This window comes from Pseudomonas sp. GW821-FHT03A09 (assembly GCF_059421065.1).
Window position 1 is genome coordinate 108,725 of sequence record NZ_JBWKUX010000016.1, and the last position, 17,566, is coordinate 126,290.

At 58.7% G+C, this 17,566-nt stretch carries 16 protein-coding genes and 1 pseudogene; 4 read left to right on the forward strand and 13 right to left on the reverse strand.

Going from position 1 to position 17,566, the window contains the following annotated elements:
- Positions 1–19 precede the first annotated feature (19 nt).
- The 4 genes from AC07V4_RS24045 to glyA all read right to left on the reverse strand — a co-directional run bounded on the left by AC07V4_RS24045 (position 20) and on the right by glyA (position 4,681).
- Positions 20–1,219: an MFS transporter gene (locus AC07V4_RS24045; protein WP_492638358.1), complete on the reverse strand. Its 1,200-nt coding sequence runs from the start codon at positions 1,217–1,219 to the stop codon at positions 20–22.
- Positions 1,220–1,365: 146 nt separating this feature from the next.
- On the reverse strand, positions 1,366–2,067 hold the full coding sequence (locus AC07V4_RS24050; RefSeq protein ID WP_492638359.1) for a helix-turn-helix transcriptional regulator: 702 nt from the start codon (positions 2,065–2,067) through the stop codon (positions 1,366–1,368).
- Between the two features lie 69 nt (positions 2,068–2,136).
- Entirely contained in the window at positions 2,137–3,228 is a 1,092-nt protein-coding gene (gene ptaA / locus AC07V4_RS24055; RefSeq protein ID WP_492638360.1) for a pyoverdine biosynthesis transaminase PtaA, read from the reverse strand.
- A gap of 97 nt (positions 3,229–3,325) precedes the next feature.
- Positions 3,326–4,681, reverse strand: coding sequence for a serine hydroxymethyltransferase (gene glyA, locus AC07V4_RS24060; RefSeq protein WP_492638361.1), 1,356 nt, complete (start codon positions 4,679–4,681; stop codon positions 3,326–3,328).
- 241 nt (positions 4,682–4,922) lie between these two features.
- Between glyA and AC07V4_RS24065 the strand changes: the two genes are divergently transcribed.
- Both AC07V4_RS24065 and AC07V4_RS24070 read left to right on the forward strand, forming a co-directional pair.
- A complete protein-coding gene (locus tag AC07V4_RS24065) occupies positions 4,923–5,528 on the forward strand; it encodes a helix-turn-helix transcriptional regulator (protein ID WP_492638362.1) in 606 nt (201 codons plus the stop codon).
- Positions 5,515–6,393, forward strand: coding sequence for a queuosine precursor transporter (locus AC07V4_RS24070; protein WP_492638363.1), 879 nt, complete (start codon positions 5,515–5,517; stop codon positions 6,391–6,393). Before AC07V4_RS24065 ends, AC07V4_RS24070 begins: the two co-directional genes overlap by 14 nt.
- A 136-nt stretch (positions 6,394–6,529) precedes the next feature.
- Here AC07V4_RS24070 and queC read toward each other — a convergent pair whose 3' ends face one another.
- The 6 genes from queC to cyoA all read right to left on the reverse strand — a co-directional run bounded on the left by queC (position 6,530) and on the right by cyoA (position 12,158).
- A complete protein-coding gene (gene queC / locus AC07V4_RS24075; protein ID WP_492638364.1) occupies positions 6,530–7,228 on the reverse strand; it encodes a 7-cyano-7-deazaguanine synthase QueC in 699 nt (232 codons plus the stop codon).
- A 102-nt stretch (positions 7,229–7,330) separates the two neighbouring features.
- The gene (cyoE, locus tag AC07V4_RS24080) at positions 7,331–8,218 is read right to left on the reverse strand and encodes a heme o synthase (RefSeq protein ID WP_034100500.1); all 888 of its coding nucleotides are present in this window, start codon (positions 8,216–8,218) and stop codon (positions 7,331–7,333) included.
- A gap of 11 nt (positions 8,219–8,229) precedes the next feature.
- Entirely contained in the window at positions 8,230–8,565 is a 336-nt protein-coding gene (cyoD, locus tag AC07V4_RS24085; RefSeq protein ID WP_492638365.1) for a cytochrome o ubiquinol oxidase subunit IV, read from the reverse strand.
- A complete protein-coding gene (locus tag AC07V4_RS24090) occupies positions 8,565–9,191 on the reverse strand; it encodes a cytochrome o ubiquinol oxidase subunit III (RefSeq protein WP_058426759.1) in 627 nt (208 codons plus the stop codon). The genes cyoD and AC07V4_RS24090 overlap by 1 nt, the downstream gene beginning before the upstream one ends.
- Before the next feature lie 3 nt (positions 9,192–9,194).
- Complete coding sequence (gene cyoB, locus AC07V4_RS24095) at positions 9,195–11,213, reverse strand: cytochrome o ubiquinol oxidase subunit I (RefSeq protein WP_492638366.1); 2,019 nt, start codon at positions 11,211–11,213, stop codon at positions 9,195–9,197.
- Between the two features lie 3 nt (positions 11,214–11,216).
- Positions 11,217–12,158, reverse strand: coding sequence for a ubiquinol oxidase subunit II (gene cyoA / locus AC07V4_RS24100; RefSeq protein WP_492638367.1), 942 nt, complete (start codon positions 12,156–12,158; stop codon positions 11,217–11,219).
- Positions 12,159–12,185: 27 nt separating this feature from the next.
- Between cyoA and AC07V4_RS24105 the strand changes: the two are divergent.
- A pseudogene (locus AC07V4_RS24105) lies at positions 12,186–12,477 on the forward strand (hypothetical protein).
- A gap of 474 nt (positions 12,478–12,951) precedes the next feature.
- Here the strand turns inward: AC07V4_RS24105 and AC07V4_RS24110 are convergent.
- Entirely contained in the window at positions 12,952–13,458 is a 507-nt protein-coding gene (locus AC07V4_RS24110; protein ID WP_492638368.1) for a disulfide bond formation protein B, read from the reverse strand.
- Between the two features lie 211 nt (positions 13,459–13,669).
- Positions 13,670–14,851, reverse strand: a complete 1,182-nt coding sequence (gene hmpA / locus AC07V4_RS24115) for an NO-inducible flavohemoprotein (RefSeq protein WP_492638369.1) — start codon at positions 14,849–14,851, stop codon at positions 13,670–13,672.
- A 147-nt stretch (positions 14,852–14,998) separates the two neighbouring features.
- On the opposite strand from hmpA, the gene norR reads away from it, so the two are divergent.
- Positions 14,999–16,525, forward strand: coding sequence for a nitric oxide reductase transcriptional regulator NorR (gene norR, locus AC07V4_RS24120; RefSeq protein ID WP_492638370.1), 1,527 nt, complete (start codon positions 14,999–15,001; stop codon positions 16,523–16,525).
- Positions 16,526–16,634: 109 nt separating this feature from the next.
- On the opposite strand, the gene AC07V4_RS24125 is transcribed toward norR, so the two are convergent.
- Positions 16,635–17,537, reverse strand: coding sequence for a DMT family transporter (locus AC07V4_RS24125; protein ID WP_492638371.1), 903 nt, complete (start codon positions 17,535–17,537; stop codon positions 16,635–16,637).
- Positions 17,538–17,566: the final 29 nt, after the last annotated feature.

Below are 17,566 nucleotides of genomic sequence, written 5' to 3' on the forward strand. Positions count from 1 at the left end.
ATGTCGCGCCTTGTACCGCTCACGCCTCTCGGTTCCATAACACCACCGAGCCTTTCATCACGCCGACAGCGATCGCGAACAGCAGCAACACGAAACCGACCAGCCACCACGGCGAAGGCAGCGACGGCTGCGATACCAGCATGAATGCCAGCGACGGCGCCAGCATGACTCCGATATTGACGCCTGCCGCGTAATAACCCAGGTTGCGGTCCACCGTATCACGACTGGAAATGCTGCTGATGTAGTGGGTGATACCAGGGAACACAATCATCTCGCCCAAGCTCCACAGCACCGTGGCCAGCATCAGCAGCGCGCCTATCTCACCGAACCCCATCAAGAAAAACCCGACGCCGGCCAGCAGAAAGCCGGCCACCAGCGCGCGACTGCTCGACAGATGCGCCATACGCAGATTGATCGGTACTTCGAACACAATCACCAATAACGCGTTGATGAAAAACAGCACGCCCACGTAATAGGTTGGCAGTTGGGTGTAGTTGATGATGTACGCCGACAGAAAGGTCGGCGGCAGCGCATAAGCCACGTGCACAGGCAGCGCCGCCAGTAGAATCACCAACAACCGTGAACGCTCGTGCGGCGCCGTAGGCGGCAGGCTGCCACCTTTGCCAGCGACTGGCGCCCCCACGACCAGCGGCTGCGTACGACCCAACAGCATGCAAGCGACAAAGGCCGCCAGGGACAACGCTGCATTGATGTAGAACACCGCATCCGCATGCTTCAGAAAGACCAGGCTGCCCAGCAGCGGCCCGATGGCCATGCCGATATTGATCGCCAGACGGTTGCAGGAAAACGCCACTTTGCGCGTTTCCACCGTGCTATGGGCCACTATTTCAGAGAGCGTCGCCGGCGTGAATGCCTCATAGCAAGCCCCCCAGAAGAACGACAGCAGCAAGAGTGCAAGCGTGTTTTCCACCGACGGGATGATCAGCAACAGCAGTGCATTGAGCAGCAAGGAAGCCAGAATCACGCGGCTGGCCGAACAACGCTTGATCAGCGCCCCGATGATCAGGTCGGTACACAATGCGCCCGCGCCATACCCCCCCACCAACAGGCCGGCAGTGCCCGCCGACACAGCATGCTGATGCATCAGATAAGCCGCGTAAAAGGGAAACGCCAGGGTGCCCATGCGGAACACCAGCGTGATGATGAACAGCGACTGCAACCGAGTATTCAGGCTGCGCAAAGCACGATAGGTACCCATTAGCGGGGCCCCTGGTAACAGCTGCGTTTCATGAGGAGATTCCTTCGCAATGGCGACGCCGGCTCATCCGGTGTCGAACTCAATAGCGGTGGAACCTAATGCACCCTAGAGCCGCCAACAAGCTGCCCATTTGGTGAGGTATGCCGTTACGGGTGGCGGATATAGCCCAATTGCAGGGCCTTGCGGATCGCCGATTTACCGTTGGTGACTTCAAGCTTGATGAAGATGTTTTTCATATGAAACTTGACGGTGTGCGAGGTCATGGAGGTCAGCAGCGCCACTTCGTTATAGGTCTTGCCCACACTGGCCCAGGACAGCACTTCGGTTTCCCGTGGCGTCAGCACCGTTTGCCGGTTCGCCGGCTCGCGGCGCTCCAATTCCTCGTCATACACCGAAACCAGCAGCATCTGCAGCTCGCTCTGATTAGCCAGCACCGTCTCGCGAAACTGTTGCTGCTCGCCGAAGCTGCACAGGTTGAGGACTGAATAAAATCCCTGATTGCCATGCACGATAAAGCTCGCGCCCTCCTCCACAGGCTTACAGGGGCCTGGCACCGGCACGGCCTCATCAACCGGGGCAAGCAGGTCTTCGTCACTCCAGAAAAATGGCTTGATACGTTTGCGGGTCAGGGACACCAGTTTGTCACGTCGGTAGAAATCATCGGACGTGTCGGACGGTTCCAGGGCCTCAGGGTAATTGGAAACAATCTCGGCCTCATCCAGGGTCGGTCCGCACTGGTAAACCTCGAAATGCCCCAGGCCACGACGGCTGAGCTCAGCATCGAGCAATTGGCGCATGTCGTCGCCCAACAGGGAGGGGTTCTGGTCGGGCTGGCCATCGCGTCGCATGGGGATCGTCCTTGAGCCGTTAACAAACGCGAGGATGCAGCATGTCCGGAGTGGCTGTCCAGGGAGCGTCTAAGCGTTCACCACCTGCGCTGTGAACACTTCACGAAAGTGCGTCATCTCCTGCGCATTTCCCACGGTCACCCGTACCCACTGCGGCCAGTTCTTCCAGACCCGCCCGACCAGTACACCCTGTGCAGCCAGCCGCTCGATGACCTGCCCCGCCGGTTGCTTGACGTCGATCATGAAGCAATTGCTCTGCGAAGCCGTGCAGGTAAACCCGCGCCCCTTCAGCCAAGCCAGGGTTTCATCGCGCAACCTGGCATTGAGTACCTTGCGCTCAGGCACCAGCTTGGCGTCCTCCAGGCTGGCACGCGCCCCGAGCAGGCTGGAACCGGCCGGTACATTGTCACCGCCGAACACCGCCAAGCGCTCCAGCAAGGCAGGATGGCCGATTGCCAGGCCCAGGCGCGCACCGGCCATACCGTAAATTTTCGAGAACGTGCGCAGCACCAATAGGTCGTCGTGGTCCTTGACCCAACTGAGGCAACTGGGGGCGTCGCAGAAGTCGATATACGCCTCGTCCACCACCAACACGCTGCCTTGGGGTTTATTGGCCAAGGCATGACGAATGGCGTCGGTCGGCGTCAGCGTGCCGGTGGGGTTGTTGGGGTTGCACAGATAAAACATGCCGGCCTGTGGATCAGCGGCGAGCATGGCGGGCACATCATGGGCGTGCTGGGTGTCGAGGTCGACTTCATGCACCGCCACCTTGCGCGACTCGGCGGCCTGGCGCGGCACTTCGTAGGACGGCGTAGCCATGACCAGGCTGCGGGTTGGGCTGGTGAACGCCAGTACGGCATAACGCAGGGCCGCCATGGAGCCGGCAAACACTGCCACCTGTTCTTCCTTGATGCCCTGTTGCTGGGCAAACAAGGCGGCGAGTGCGTACATGTCCGGGTAGGGATAGCGGCCAGCCTCGGCGATCCCACGCTGCATGGCCTCACGGGCCGCTCTGGAGGGGCCGTAGGGGCTTTCGTTGTAGTTGAGCCGCACCTTGTCAGACGGTGCCGACGCCGGGGCGGCAACAGCCCAATCCAAGTGCCCCAGCACCGGCAAGGCCGCGCCCAGGGCGAGAAGAGAGCGACGACTGACACTGACCATGATGACTACTCCTTGTAGGCGAGCGAGGGATTCGCACGGGTCGTACAAAGGAGTATGACGAGCACCCGGCCGGTTGATTTAACCCAGTGTCCGTGCGTCAGCTATCCAGGTAGTCGGCAATCGGGTAACGGGCGCACAACGCCTCCACCGCCGTACGCAACGGCGCCTGCACATCGGGTTCAAGCAGGTAGTCCTGCTCGCCAAGCGGCGTCACGCGGTCCAACACCTGGCACACCCACTCGACGATCTGGCGGCAGCCTTCTGAGTCGACGTTACGTTGCGCCATGGAACCGGTGCCAATGCACAACCCACTGGTGATCAACGAAGAGCGTGTCTCACCCGGTACGCGATGCTTGTTCACTACGATGCCACAGGCCTCCAACGCCGACTCGGCAATGGCGCCGGTCACGTCGTTACGCAAGCGGATCAGCACCGTATGGTTTTCACTGCACCCACCGACCACCTCATAACCCCGTGCCTGGAACGCACTGGCGACTTCATCGGCAAGCCTGCGAACCCGTCCCATACAGGCGTCGAACTCCGCTGATTTCGCGTAGCCCAGGGCGGCGGCTTTGGCGGCGATCAGGTTGACGGCCGGCGCGCCCTGCATACGTGGGAATACGGCCTGATCCAACACGCGGGCGAAGGTCGACTTCAAGCCCGGCACTTTGCTGTTGGCATCACGACCGCACAGCACCAGGCCGCCTCGCGGCCCGCCCAGTTGCTTGTGGGTACAGGTGACGGTGACATGGGCGGCATTGATCGGGCTGGGATGTCGCCCCGTCACGACCAACCCGGCGATGTGGGAAATGTCCGCGAGCAGGATGGCACCCGCCTCGTCGGCAATCGCGCGAAACCGCTCGAAATCCACCACCCGTGAGTAAGCCGATGCCCCGCAGATGATGATACGCGGGCGGTGCGCAAGGGCCAGGCTGCGCACTTGCGCGTAATCCACCAGGCCCTCGGCGGTGGTGCCGTAGCGCAGGGCCTTGTAGTAAGCGCCAGTGAACACGGCCGGACTGCCCAGGGTCAGCGCGCCACCATGGTCATGGGCCATGCCGAGCAACGTATCCCCAGGCTCCAACAGCGCTGACAACACTTGGGCAATGGCGTTGGAGGCCGAATGCGACTGCACACCCGCATAGTGGGCATCGAACAGTTCCCTGGCGCGGCGGATGGCCAAGGACTCAACCAGGTCGACGTTCTCGCAGCCGGTGCGATGACGTCTGCCCGGCGTGCCCTCAGCGGTGACATTGACCAGCGCCGAGGCGCAGGCCACCAGCGTGCGCGGCTTGACGGCACAGGAGGAAGAGACCAGGGATAAGGTGCGGTGCTGTCGCGTGACTTCCGCATCGAGGATGCTCGCAAGCTCGGCGTCTTCAGCGCGCAGATCCGCCAGGCCACGACGCAGCAGGTCAGCCTGATCTTTCAGTGGTGCGGTATTGAGTGCCATCAGTGCGGTTCCCTTCCTGGGTATTGCGAGCGAATTCATCCTGAACCGAGGCGTCCAATTAAACAGGAATTTAAACATTTTCCAAATTAAATGTTCATTTTTGCCGATCTCGCTCACCAGAAAGCAGCGAGGCAGAGCATTCGCACTTTATTGTTGTGGCCGACGCGTGCAACACTCGCGACGCCGTGAAGCCAGGCGGTGTGAAAACGGGCGTTTATAACTAAAGGGAAGTGGTGAGCACGTGATACACAAACGGGAAAAAGCCGAGCACTTGAAGAGCAACATCAAGTACTTGATCAAAAGCCGTGGCGAAACCCAGCTTTCGTTGAGCAGTGCCGCCGGCCTGACCAGGACCACCATCTACAACATCCTCGAAGGCAAGGTCGTCAACGTACAACAGTCGACCATTCGCAAGATCTCCGACTTCTTTGGTATCTCCTACGACGAAATCGAGACCGTCGATTTCGAAGCCAAGGAAATCATCGAAAGCAGTGTTTCCCCCCAGGGCAACATGAACCCAGCGGCGGTGCCGATCCTCAAGGAAAGCCAGGTCATCCAGAATCTGGACAAGCGTATCGGCGAACTGGCCGCGCTGTATCCGCTGACCTATTACTTCGGCACCTGCTGCAACCTGATCGGCGTACGCCTGGAACAGGGTATTCCCGGTATCAACGAAGCCGGCGACTTGCTGATCGTGCAAAAAGGCACGTCGAGCACCGGTAAGGAAAAGTTGGTGTACGACCGGGCCACCCGCAAGATGTTCATCACCCTTGAAGCCTGTGGCAACTCAGAGCGCCTGTGTGTGGTCGGCGACATCATCGAGGAGCGCTTCAATGACAACGTATGAAGCGGCCGTCGAAAACAGCAAATACAAACTGCTGGGATTTGAGAATGACAAGAGCCTGGCAGTGATCATGGTGATCGCCACCGGCAAGGTCATCAAGATGAAACTGAGCGAAGTCATCAACAGCGAAATAATGGACAATCTGAACAAAATGGAAGTCAAGAACATGTACAAAAAGTTCTATTCACAGGGAGGAACGCTGACCGCCTATGACCTGAATGACCGCAACGAGAACTCCTGGATGATCTACATCATCCTCAACCTGCTGTTGTTCACGTTCTATATTTTCACCAGCATCGCCGCGACCAAGCCTATTTACCTGGAGTCGCTGGGCATCATCGTGACGCCGGGCACCTTCCTGTATCCCCTGACCTTTCTGATCGTGGACCTGCTGAACGAGCAGTTCGGCTTGCGTCTGGCCAGAAGGGCCATTCTGTTTGCGTTTGCCAGTAACGCGATGATCATCATCCTGCTCTACGGCTCGACCTTTTTGCCGGGGTTGCCGGGCTGGAAGCTGGATGGGCCGTACAACGATGTGATCATTCAAGTGTCCTCGGTGCTGGTTGCCTCCTCGGTGTCGTTCCTGGTGTCCGAGAACATAAACTCCTACTTGCTGTGCAAGATCAAAGAGCTGACCAACTCCAAGTACTTGTACTTGCGCATCTTCCTCAGCACGTTCTTCGCGGTGATCATCGACAGCTTCCTGTTTTGCTTCATCGCCTTTTACGGCGCGATGCAAACCAGTGACATCCTGAGCATGATCTACGTGCAGATCGCGATCAAAGTCGGCTTTGCCTTCTTCAATATCCTGCCAGCCTACGGTGCGCGGGCGTTGTTCAAACGCTGGATTACCGGCACCGCTGCCTAATGTAAGGCGCTCTAAATGTGGGAGCTGGCTTGCCTGCGATGCAGGCAACTCGGTATGTCAGTGACATCCAGTTGATGCTATCGCAGCGATGCGGCGACCCGACAAGCCAGCTCCCACATTTGACCGAGTACGACTACTAGCTCAACTGCAACTTCTGCTTCAGGCTGCTCATCACTCCCGCCTTGTCCTGCAAATACTCATTCAAGCCCCGAGCACGCAGGTTGCACGCGTCGCAATTGCCGCAACCTATGCCGATGATGCCGTTGTAGCAAGTCAGGGTCTGCTCACGCACCAAGTCCAACTGATTGTGATAGTCAGCCAGGGCCCAGGTCTCTGCCTTGTTCAGCCACATCAACGGGGTGTCCAGACGCAGTTTGTATTCCATGCCCAGTTCCAGCGCCTTGTTCAGCGCCTTGACGAACTCATCGCGGCAATCGGGGTAACCCGAGAAGTCGGTTTCGCACACACCGGTAATCACGGCCTCAGCTTTCACCTGATAGGCGTAGATCGACGCCAGGGTCAGGAACAGAATATTGCGCCCTGGCACAAACGTGCTGGGCAAGCTCTCGCCCGAGCTGTTCACGGTCGGCACCGGGATGTTGTCGCGGGTCAGGCTGCTGATGGCCAACTCGTTAAGCAAGGACACATCCATCACTTTGTGAACGGTGGCGCCCAGTTGTTTGGCCAGTTTTTGCGCGACTTCGATTTCCGCCACATGGCGCTGACCATAATCGAAGGTAATGCAGTGCACTTCGTCATACAGGGGCAGTGCCTGGATCAGACAGGTCGTCGAATCCTGCCCGCCACTGAAGACCATCACGGCTTTTTTACTCATCGGTGCGCTTCCTGCATTTGTAGAATGTGGGAATAGTTTAAAGGCCCAGCCATAAAAACCCCGCGCTTCTTTCGAAGGCGGGGCTTTTCATGACTCAAAGACTCAGTGTGCGTAAGTCAGCAACAGCTCTTTCGGCACTTGGAAATCCAGGGACATCATCACGCTCAGCGCGGTGATGGTGAAGATCGAGAACACGAACAGCTTGCGCGCCCAGACGGTGTCATCCACCGCCTTGTAGCCGGTCCAGGCCATGTACAACCAGTACATGCCCATGGCGGCGGCAACGGCGAGGTAGCTCATGCCGGCGTAGCCACTGAAGGTCAACATCAAGGTCGCCACGAGGAAGGCCAGGATGTAGAGCAGGATGTGTTTCTTGGCCACCTGGATACCACGCTTGACCGGCAGAACCGGAATCGACGCAGCCAGGTAGTCATTGAAGCGGAAAATCGCGATGGCGTAGGAATGCGGCATCTGCCACAGGCTGAACATCACCAATAGCGTCAGCGCGGCCATGTCGAAGCTATTGGTCACAGCCACATAACCAATCACCGGCGGCATCGCCCCCGACAGACTGCCCACCAGCGTGCCGTGAACCGACTTGCGCTTGAGGTACAGGCTGTAGAGGCCGACGTAGATGACAAAGCCGATCACGGCAAACAGCGCCGCCAACGGGTTGGCCACCTTGTACAACAGGGCCACACCGGCAACACCCAGGACGGTCGCGTAGACCAGTGCCAGTTTCAGGGAGATAAGGCCCTGGACCAGCACGCGGTTCTTGGTGCGCTCCATCTTGATATCGATGTCACGGTCGATGCAGTTGTTGAAGACACAACCGGAAGCTACCACCAGGGACGTGCCGATCATTGCAGCCAGGAAGATGGCTAGATCGACATGTCCCTTGGAGGCCAGGAAGAAACCGCCCGCCACAGAAAGCACGTTACCGAAAATGATCCCCGGTTTGGTGATTTGGATAAAGTGCTTAAGCGACATCGGGTCTTACCTCACTTCGCCATCATGAACGTATGGATGCTGAACATGATCCATATCGACAGGCCAACCAGCAGCACGATTACTATCCCTGCGAACACGAACGCAACCACGTTATCGCGCTGTTCTTTGGAACGATCCAGGTGCAGGAAGTACACCAGGTGAACCAGAACCTGAATCACCGCGAATGCCAGCACGATCATCAAGGTGATCGACTTCGGCAGGGTCGGGTACATGACCAGACCGAACGGGATGAGCGTCAGGATGACCGACAGGATGAAGCCGATGGCATACGACTTGACGCTGCCGTGGCTTGAATCGTGGCTGTCGTGGGAGTGTGCATTAGCCATTACAGAGTCCCCATCAAGTAGACGACGGTGAATACGCAGATCCAGACCACGTCCAGGAAGTGCCAGAACAGGCTCAGGCAAGTCAGGCGAGTCTTGTTGGTGTTGGTCAGGCCGTGCTTATTGACCTGATACATCATCACCGCCATCCACAGCAGGCCAGCAGATACGTGCAGACCGTGGGTGCCTACCAGCGTGAAGAACGCAGACAGGAAGCCGGAACGGTGCGGGCCGTAGCCTTCGGAGATCAGCAGGTGGAACTCGTTGATCTCCATGCCGATGAAGCCCAGGCCGAACAGGAAGGTCAGTGCCAACCAGCTCAGTACGCCTTTCTTGTTGCCCTTGTAGAAGGCCAACATGGCGAAGCCGTAGGTGATCGAACTGAACAACAGCAAGGCGGTTTCGCCGAGCACGTAAGGCAGTTCGAAGATGTCGTGGCCCGACGGGCCACCCGCTACGTTGTTTACCAGTACCGCGTATACCGCGAAGATCGACGCAAACAAGATGCAGTCGGTCATCAGGTAGAGCCAGAAACCGAAAACGGTCATTGGCCCCGAATCGTGGTGATGGTCATCGTGCCCATGGTCATCGACATGGGCGTGTCCAGCATTGGTCACTAAGTTCGACATGGTTTAAGCCTGTTCCAACGAGGTTTCTACACGGTTGGCCGGAATCTTCTTCTCGGCTACCAGGCGAGCGTGCTGCTCGGCTTCGATGCGCTCGATCGTCTCGACCGGCACCATGTAGCCTTGATCATCACGGGCAGCGTGGATGATGAAGTAACCGATAGTGCCGACCAGGCTCACGATTGCCAGCCACCAGATGTGCCAGATCATCGCGAAACCGAACACGGTCAGCAGGCCGCCCATCACCACGCCAGTGGCGGTGTTGCTTGGCATGTGGATCGGTTCGTAGTGCTTAGGCTTCTGGTACGCAGTACCGTTTTCCTTGGCTTCGGTGAACGCATCAATGGTGTCCGCAGTAGGGATCACGGCGAAGTTGTAGAACGGAGGTGGCGACGAGGTCGACCATTCCAGGGTGTGGCCGTTCCATGGGTCGCCGGATTCGCACATGTTCTGCTTGCGATCACGCACGCTGACATACAGCTGGATCAGCTGGCAGGCGATACCCACGGCGATCATCACCGCACCGAACATGGCGACGTACAGGTACGGCACCCACTCAGGGTTGGTAGTGGCGTTCAGACGACGGGTCATGCCCATGAAGCCCAGTGCATAGAGCGGCATGAATGCGACGAAGAAGCCCGAGATCCAGAACCAGAACGCAGCCTTGCCCCAGCCTTCGTGCAGCTTGAAGCCGAACGCTTTCGGGAAGTAGAAGGCGAAACCAGCGATGTAGCCGAATACAGCACCACCAATGATCACGTTGTGGAAGTGAGCGATCACGAACAGGCTGTTGTGCAGGACGAAGTCAGCACCCGGAATGGCCAGCAGTACGCCGGTCATGCCGCCGATGGCGAAGGTCACCATGAAGCCCAGGGTCCACAGGACCTGGCTGGTGATACGCAGACGGCCGTGGTAGATGGTGAACAGCCAGTTGAATAGCTTCACCCCCGTCGGGATGGAAATCAGCATGGTCGCCAGGCCGAAGAAGGCGTTGACGCTGGCCCCCGAACCCATGGTGAAGAAGTGGTGCAGCCAAACCATGAAGCCCAGGATCGAGATCGCGCCGGAGGCGTAGACCATCGAGTGGTGACCGAACAGGCGCTTGCCGGTAAAGGTCGAGATCACTTCGGAGAAAATACCGAACGCTGGCAGGATCAGGATGTACACCTCAGGGTGACCCCACGCCCAGAACAGGTTCACGTACATCATTGGATTGCCACCAAGTTCGTTGGTGAAAATGTGGAAATCCAGGTAACGGTCAAGCGACAGCAGCGCCATGGTAGCGGCCAGGATCGGGAACGAAGCCACGATCAGGACGTTGGCCCAGGTGCAGGTCCAGGTGAAGATCGGCATGTCCATCAGTTTCATGCCAGGGGCGCGCATTTTCAGGACGGTGGCCAGGAAGTTGACCCCCGTCAGCGTCGTCCCGAGTCCTGATAGCTGTAGCGCCCAGATGTAGTAGTCCACACCCACGCCCGGACTGTACTGAATGCCCGACAATGGCGGATACGCAACCCAACCGGTCTTGGCGAATTCGCCGACGCCCAGGGAAACGTTGATCAGCACCACGCCGGAAACCAGCAGCCAGAAGCTCAGGGAGTTCAGGAACGGGTAGGCAACGTCACGCGCACCGATCTGCAGCGGCAAGGCAAGGTTCATCAAGCCGGTGAAGAAAGGCATCGCCATGAAGATGATCATGATCACACCGTGAGCGGTGAAGATCTGGTCATAGTGTTCAGGTGGCAGGTAGCCAGGCGAACCCTCGGTGGCCATGGCCAACTGGGTACGCATCATGATGGCGTCGGCAAAGCCACGCAGCAGCATGACCATGGCAACGATGACGTACATGACGCCGATTTTCTTGTGGTCGACCGACGTCAGCCACTCGGTCCACAGGTAGGTCCACTTCTTGAAGTACGTGATACCTGCAAACAGTGCCAGACCACCCAGCGCGATCATGGCGATGGTCACCATCACGATCGGCTCGTGGAACGGGACCGCATCCCAACTTAATTTACCAAACATCGTTTACTCCTCTGCCCCAGCAGTTGAATGCGAGCCCGTGTCAGAACCTTCAACCACGGCCACTTCTTTCTTCTCGTGCTTGACCGGCTTGCCTGGCTTCATACCTTCGTACTTGTCGACGATTTTCTGAAACAGGTTCGGCTCATACGTGGAGTACAGGGCGACTGGGTTGTTCTGGCTTGGTTTGGTCAGGGCGTCGTATTCAGCTTGATCAAGCTGTTTAGGTGCGGCCTTGACTGCGGCTACCCAGGCGTTGAAATCTTCCTGGCTCGTCGAGATCGCTTTGAATTTCATGCCGGTGAAGCCAGCGCCGCTGTAGTTTGCGGAGATGCCTTCCATTTCAGCTTTTTCGTTGGCGATCAGGTGCAGGCGGGTCTGCATGCCTGCCATCGCGTAGATCTGACCACCCAGGGCAGGGATGAAGAACGAATTCATCACGGCGTCGGAGGTGATCCGGAAGTTAAGCGGAGTGTGCTCCGGGAACTGGATCTCGTTGACAGTGGCGATACCCAGGTCCGGGTAGATGAACAGCCACTTCCAGTCCAGCGCGACCACTTCGATGTTGATCGGCTTGACGTCGGACTCCAGCGGACGGTACGGGTCCAGCTCGTGGGTCGACTTATAGGTGATGTAACCCAAGGCGATGATGATGAGGATCGGAACCAGCCACACCGCGATCTCGATCTTGGTGGAGTGCGACCACTTCGGCGCGTAGGTCGCGCTGGTGTTCGACGCGCGGTATTTCCAGGCGAAGGCGAAGGTCATGACGATCACAGGAACCACGACCAGCAGCATCAGCAGGGTGGCGGTGATGATCAGGTTTCGTTGATCCAGACCGATCTGTCCTTTCGGGTCCATCAAGGTCCACTTGCAGCCTCCCAGCATTAACATCATGCCAAGCAGCGGCAAAAAGCCTAGTAATCGGGGGTACCTGTTTTTACTCATCTCACGACCTCTAAAGCAGCTTGCGCAATGCAGTTGGGTTTTGATCGCCAACACTTCACCCTGCCAAGGGTTGGCATTTCTCTTCGATTGAATAAGAGCCTGCCCGCCACGTCATATCTGTACGTTTCACGGACCTGCAGTGAGTTCTTATTCGATTTCGTGGTTAAAAGGCCTTGTTACAGACCAATTCCATTTGGTGCGGATAGTTGAAAGGCTGCCGGAACCTGGGGTCGCACAGAGCCTTCCATCTGCTCCTCGACCGCTCCAATGCTCAAATATTGAACAGCACCGGACATTCAGTGCGGGCGATTGTAGTTAGCTAGCGATGTATAAACCATGTCTTATAAAGAAATAATTTTTATCGATTACAGCAATAATCCTTCGCCATTCTTGCAAAGGTTCGCGATCTTATCGCGTTCGATTCTCAACAAAAACCACAAAAATTGCCGTGTTATTGGGCAAAGAGCCACATCCCTTACAGCCTGTAAGGGCATGGCAAACGCGAGCAAGTCCCCATAAAACAAGGCATTCGCAGATCGCCCTGGCGCTGGAACCCCGTGAGCTTTGCGGTGTCTCACACGCCACGAACTGACAGCACAAATTGCGCATTTGACGCAAATTTAATGGCCCATGCGACGGATCAGAAACGTCCTGCGACAGCTTCCGTGTGACAACATGTCGCACGCTGCGCGCACCTGAAATTGCTCCCCGTCACGGCAGTTTCACAAAATACCTACAAAGCAAAACGCCCCGACCTTCCTTCAAGGAAGACCGGGGCGTTTTTCGTGAACGGCTAGTTGTTGCGTTGGCGGTTACGGTAAATGCCCAGGGGTACCAGGATCACCGTCAGCACGAACGCCACCAGCGCCCATTGCGCCAGGGACAGGCCAAGGATCGGCGGGTATGGGGTGCTGCAGAAGCCATCGACCTGAAAGCCCAGGGGGAACACCTTGGCCAGAGGCAGGTCGTCCACAATCGGTTGCAGTACATCAATGCCGCAGCTGACTTGTGGGAAGAACTGGGTGTACACATGATGACCGGCGGCAGCGACGCCACCCAGGGCACTGAGCACCACCAACCCTTCGAAAAAGGTGAGCGCGCCCTTGGTACGCATCGCGGCACCGATAAACGCGAACACCGCGATCAACAACAGCGCATAGCGCTGCAGGATGCACAGCGGGCACGGCGCCTCGCCCAACACCACTTGCATGTACAGCGCTCCGCCGATCAGCGACAGGCAGATGATGCCCAGCAACACCAGAAAGCGCCGCTCCCTGCCCAAACGCAATTCGTCACTCATCCCCGTTTCCCTTTGTCGTTGTGCCAATGGCCGCAAGTTTACACACAGGCCACCGTTTAAACAGAGGGGGGTTAAGTGCGGATTAATCAGGAGGAATGTTGTGGCTGTGCGGACGCTATCGCGGGCAAGCCCGGCTCCCACAGGGAAATGCGATCCCCTGTGGGAGCCGGGCTTGCCCGCGATGGTGCCTCCCCTATGTTTCGGTTAAACCTTATTCCAGCGCCGCCGCCGGGCCGAAGAATTCGTAGCGGCTTTGTTTCTCTGGCACGCCCAGCGCCTTGAGGTGGCGCTTGATCGCCGCCATGAAACCTTTAGGCCCCAGGAAGTAAGCATCCACATCACGCTGCTCAGGCAACCACGCCGCCAGTTGCTCCTGGGTCAGCATGCCCACTTTGTCCGCCACCGGGCTCACACCGTCGTCCTCGGCATAGCAATAGAAACGCTTGAGCTGCGGATGCTGGGCCGCCAGGCCATCGACCCAATCACGGAACGCATGCACCCCGCCGTTACGCGCACAGTGAATGAAGTGCACAGGCCGTTCTGTCGCCAGGGCTGCTTCGAGCATCGGCAATGTCGGCGTGATGCCAACCCCACCGCTGATCAGCACCAGCGGCTTGTCGCTGGCTGCCAGGGTGAACTCGCCCGAAGGTGGGAACAGATCGATGGTCGCGCCAACGTGCATCTGGTCATGCAGGTAATTGGAGACCCGCCCATTGGCTTCACGCTTGACGCTGATGCGGTATAGGCCTTTATCGGTCAGGGCCGACAGGGAATAGTTGCGGCGCACTTCCTCGCCATCGAGCACCAACTTCAGGCCAATGTATTGGCCCGGCGCAGCCGCCAGGATCGGGCCGTTATCCACCGGAGCGAAATAGAAGGAGATGATCTCGTCGCTCTCCTCCACCCGCTTGACCAGGATGAACGTCCGCGCACCGCGCCAGCCGCCCGGAGCCTGGGCTTTTTCGTCATAGATGGCGGCTTCGGCACCGATCAGGATATCCGCCAGCTGACCATACGCCGCGCCCCAGGCACTCATCACTTCCGGGGTGGCGATCTCGCTGCCCAACACTTCGGAGATGGCGCGCAGCAAGCAGGCCCCCACGATCGGGTAGTGCTCCGGCAGAATCTGCAAGGCGACGTGTTTGTTGATGATCTTCGCCACCAGGTCACCCAGTTGATCCAACTGGTCGATATGCCGCGCGTACATCAACACACCATTGGCCAGGGCACGAGGCTGGTCGCCGCTGGCCTGGTGGGCCTGGTTGAACAGCGGGCGAACTTCCGGGTATTCGCTGAGCATCATGCGGTAGAAATGGGTGATCAGGGCTTCGCCGCCGCTTTCCAGCAGGGGCACAGTGGATTTGACGATGGCACGGTCTTGGGCACTAAGCATGGCTGACTCCTGGGTCTTTTTACTGATTGCCTTTGCTTAGTCAGTATTCGTGCCAACTTATTAATCGTTATTTTTCAATGACTTAAATATTATGTGGTCAGTATGACCTCCTACACTTTATAGTCATAAGGACTACAAGGAGTCATTATGACTGCACAATCGCTGCTCACCACCCTGCTGCCCCTGGTCGCCGACTTGTCCCGCGAGCTGCCCGAAGGCGAGCGCTACCGCCGCCTGCTGCAAGCCATGCGCGCCTTGCTGCCGTGTGATGCCGCCGCGTTGCTACGCCTGGACGGTGAATGGCTGGTGCCCCTGGCAGTGGACGGTTTGAGCCCCGATACCTTGGGCCGGCGCTTCAAGGTCAGCGAACACCCGCGCTTTGCCGTGCTATTAAGCAGTCCCGGCCCGACGCGCTTCGACAGCGACAGCGAACTGCCCGACCCTTACGACGGTTTGGTCGACGGTTTGCACGGGCATCTGGAAGTGCACGATTGCATGGGCTGCCCGCTGTTTGTCGACGATCAACCCTGGGGCCTGCTAACCCTCGACGCCTTGGACACCGAGCGTTTCGAGCGCGTCGAACTGGACGCCCTGCAAGCCTTTGCCAGCCTCGCCGCGGCGACCGTCAACGTGGCTGAACGCATCGAACGGCTGACCCTGCGCGCCGAAATCTACCGCGAGGCCAGCGGCCAGCAGCACAAGGAAATGATCGGCCAGAGCAAGCCCCATAAACGCCTGGTGGAAGAGATCAAGCTGGTGGGCGGCAGCGACCTCACCGTACTGATCACTGGCGAAACCGGTGTCGGCAAGGAGCTGGTGGCCCACGCGATCCACGCGGCCTCGCCCCGTGCGGACAAACCGTTGATCAGCCTCAACTGCGCCGCGTTGCCGGAAACCCTGGTGGAAAGCGAGTTATTCGGGCATGTGCGCGGCGCCTTCACCGGCGCGTTGAACGAGCGCCGGGGCAAGTTCGAGCTGGCCAATGGCGGCACCCTGTTCCTCGACGAAGTGGGCGAGTTGTCACTGACCGTGCAAGCCAAGCTGCTGCGCGTACTGCAGAGCGGTCAGTTGCAGCGCCTGGGCTCGGACAAAGAGCACCGAGTGGACGTGCGCCTGATCGCCGCCACCAACCGTGACCTGGCCGAAGAAGTACGCAATGGTCGCTATCGCGCGGACTTCTACCACCGCCTCAGCGTATACCCGCTGCAAGTGCCGGCGTTGCGTGAGCGCGGCAGGGACGTGCTGCTGTTGGCGGGGTTCTTCCTGGAGCAGAACCGCTCGCGCATGGGCCTGGGCAGCCTGCGTCTGACCAGCGATGCCCAGGCAGCACTGCTGGCCTACAACTGGCCGGGTAATGTGCGCGAGCTGGAACATTTAATTGGCCGCAGCGCCCTGAAGGCCCTGGGTAACTGTCGCGAACGGCCGAAGATTCTCAGCCTGAGCGCCCAGGACCTGGACTTGCCCGACATCAGCGCGCCACTGCCGGTCGAAACGCAGGCCGAATCAGCCCCCGTCGTCACCGGCGACCTGCGCCAAGCCACCGAGCACTATCAGCGCCAGATCATCAGCGCTTGCCTGGAACGCCACCAGCACAACTGGGCCGGCGCCGCCCGCGAACTGGGCCTGGACCGCGCCAACCTGGGGCGCATGGCCAAGCGCCTTGGCCTCAAATAACCCAGGCAACTCGGTCAAATGTGGGAGGGGGCTTGCTCCCGATAGCAGTGTGCCGGTCAATAAATTAGCTGACTGATGCACCGCCATCGGGGGCAAGCCCCCTCCCACATTAGATTTGCTTAGCCTGAAACACCGGGCTCACAGGCTTGGGTTTGCGAAACACCAACACATTGCCCAGCATCACCAGCACCAACCCCGCAAACGCTGGCGCGGTCCATTGATAGCCTTCGGCAAACGCCGACACATTCAGCGCCACCACGGGGAACAGTACCGTGCAATACGCCGCGCGCTCCGGCCCCATGCGGCCGACCAGCGTGAGGTAGGCGGTAAAACCGATCACCGAGCCCGGGATCACCAAATACCACAGGGCGCCGATGTAGCGCGCGCTCCAATCCATATCGAACGGAATACCGCGCACGGCACAGTAGGTCGCCAGCATCGCCGAGCCATACGCCATGCCCCAGGCGTTGGTGGTGAGCGGCTTGAGCCCGGCCTTCTGTTGCAGGCTCGACAGCATATTGCCCGCCGAAAAACACATCGTGCCGAGCAACGCCAAGCCCAGGCCGAGCAAAGTCTGTGGGCTGGCGGTATGCCCGACCAATTCCGGCCAGAACAGAAAGCCCAGCCCCAACAGCCCCAACGCGCCCCCCATCAACACATTACGCGCTACCCGCTGACCGAAGAACACCCGGGCATTCAACGCGTTCCACAACGTGGCCGTGGAAAACACCACCGCTACCAACCCGCTGGGAATCCACTGGCTGGCGGTGAGAAAGCACATGAAGTTGACGCAGAACAGGCACAACCCCTGGGCCAGGCAGATCAGGTGCCCACGCCGGTTCATCACCTGCAGTTTGCGGCTGAGCAGCAACAGCGCAAACAGCACCAGCGCCGCCAGGCCGAAGCGATAGACGATCGACACGGGAATCGCCACCACGCCCAACTGCCATTTGAGGGCGATCCAGGTCGTGCCCCAGATCAACACCGTGAGTAAATACAGGAAAAGGTTCATAGCGGGCTCCGTCAATTGAGCCACAGTGT

Excerpts from the sequence above, each read along its gene's own strand:
- AC07V4_RS24045 (WP_492638358.1), bottom strand. The coding sequence starts at position 1,219 with ATGGGTACCTATCGTGCTTTGCGCAGCCTGAATACTCGGTTGCAGTCG.
- AC07V4_RS24050 (WP_492638359.1), bottom strand. The coding sequence starts at position 2,067 with ATGCGACGCGATGGCCAGCCCGACCAGAACCCCTCCCTGTTGGGCGAC.
- ptaA (WP_492638360.1), bottom strand. The coding sequence starts at position 3,228 with ATGGTCAGTGTCAGTCGTCGCTCTCTTCTCGCCCTGGGCGCGGCCTTG.
- glyA (WP_492638361.1), bottom strand. The coding sequence starts at position 4,681 with ATGGCACTCAATACCGCACCACTGAAAGATCAGGCTGACCTGCTGCGT.
- AC07V4_RS24070 (WP_492638363.1), top strand. The coding sequence starts at position 5,515 with ATGACAACGTATGAAGCGGCCGTCGAAAACAGCAAATACAAACTGCTG.
- queC (WP_492638364.1), bottom strand. The coding sequence starts at position 7,228 with ATGAGTAAAAAAGCCGTGATGGTCTTCAGTGGCGGGCAGGATTCGACG.
- cyoE (WP_034100500.1), bottom strand. The coding sequence starts at position 8,218 with ATGTCGCTTAAGCACTTTATCCAAATCACCAAACCGGGGATCATTTTC.
- cyoD (WP_492638365.1), bottom strand. The coding sequence starts at position 8,565 with ATGGCTAATGCACACTCCCACGACAGCCACGATTCAAGCCACGGCAGC.
- AC07V4_RS24090 (WP_058426759.1), bottom strand. The coding sequence starts at position 9,191 with ATGTCGAACTTAGTGACCAATGCTGGACACGCCCATGTCGATGACCAT.
- cyoB (WP_492638366.1), bottom strand. The coding sequence starts at position 11,213 with ATGTTTGGTAAATTAAGTTGGGATGCGGTCCCGTTCCACGAGCCGATC.
- cyoA (WP_492638367.1), bottom strand. The coding sequence starts at position 12,158 with ATGAGTAAAAACAGGTACCCCCGATTACTAGGCTTTTTGCCGCTGCTT.
- AC07V4_RS24110 (WP_492638368.1), bottom strand. The coding sequence starts at position 13,458 with ATGAGTGACGAATTGCGTTTGGGCAGGGAGCGGCGCTTTCTGGTGTTG.
- hmpA (WP_492638369.1), bottom strand. The coding sequence starts at position 14,851 with ATGCTTAGTGCCCAAGACCGTGCCATCGTCAAATCCACTGTGCCCCTG.
- norR (WP_492638370.1), top strand. The coding sequence starts at position 14,999 with ATGACTGCACAATCGCTGCTCACCACCCTGCTGCCCCTGGTCGCCGAC.
- AC07V4_RS24125 (WP_492638371.1), bottom strand. The coding sequence starts at position 17,537 with ATGAACCTTTTCCTGTATTTACTCACGGTGTTGATCTGGGGCACGACC.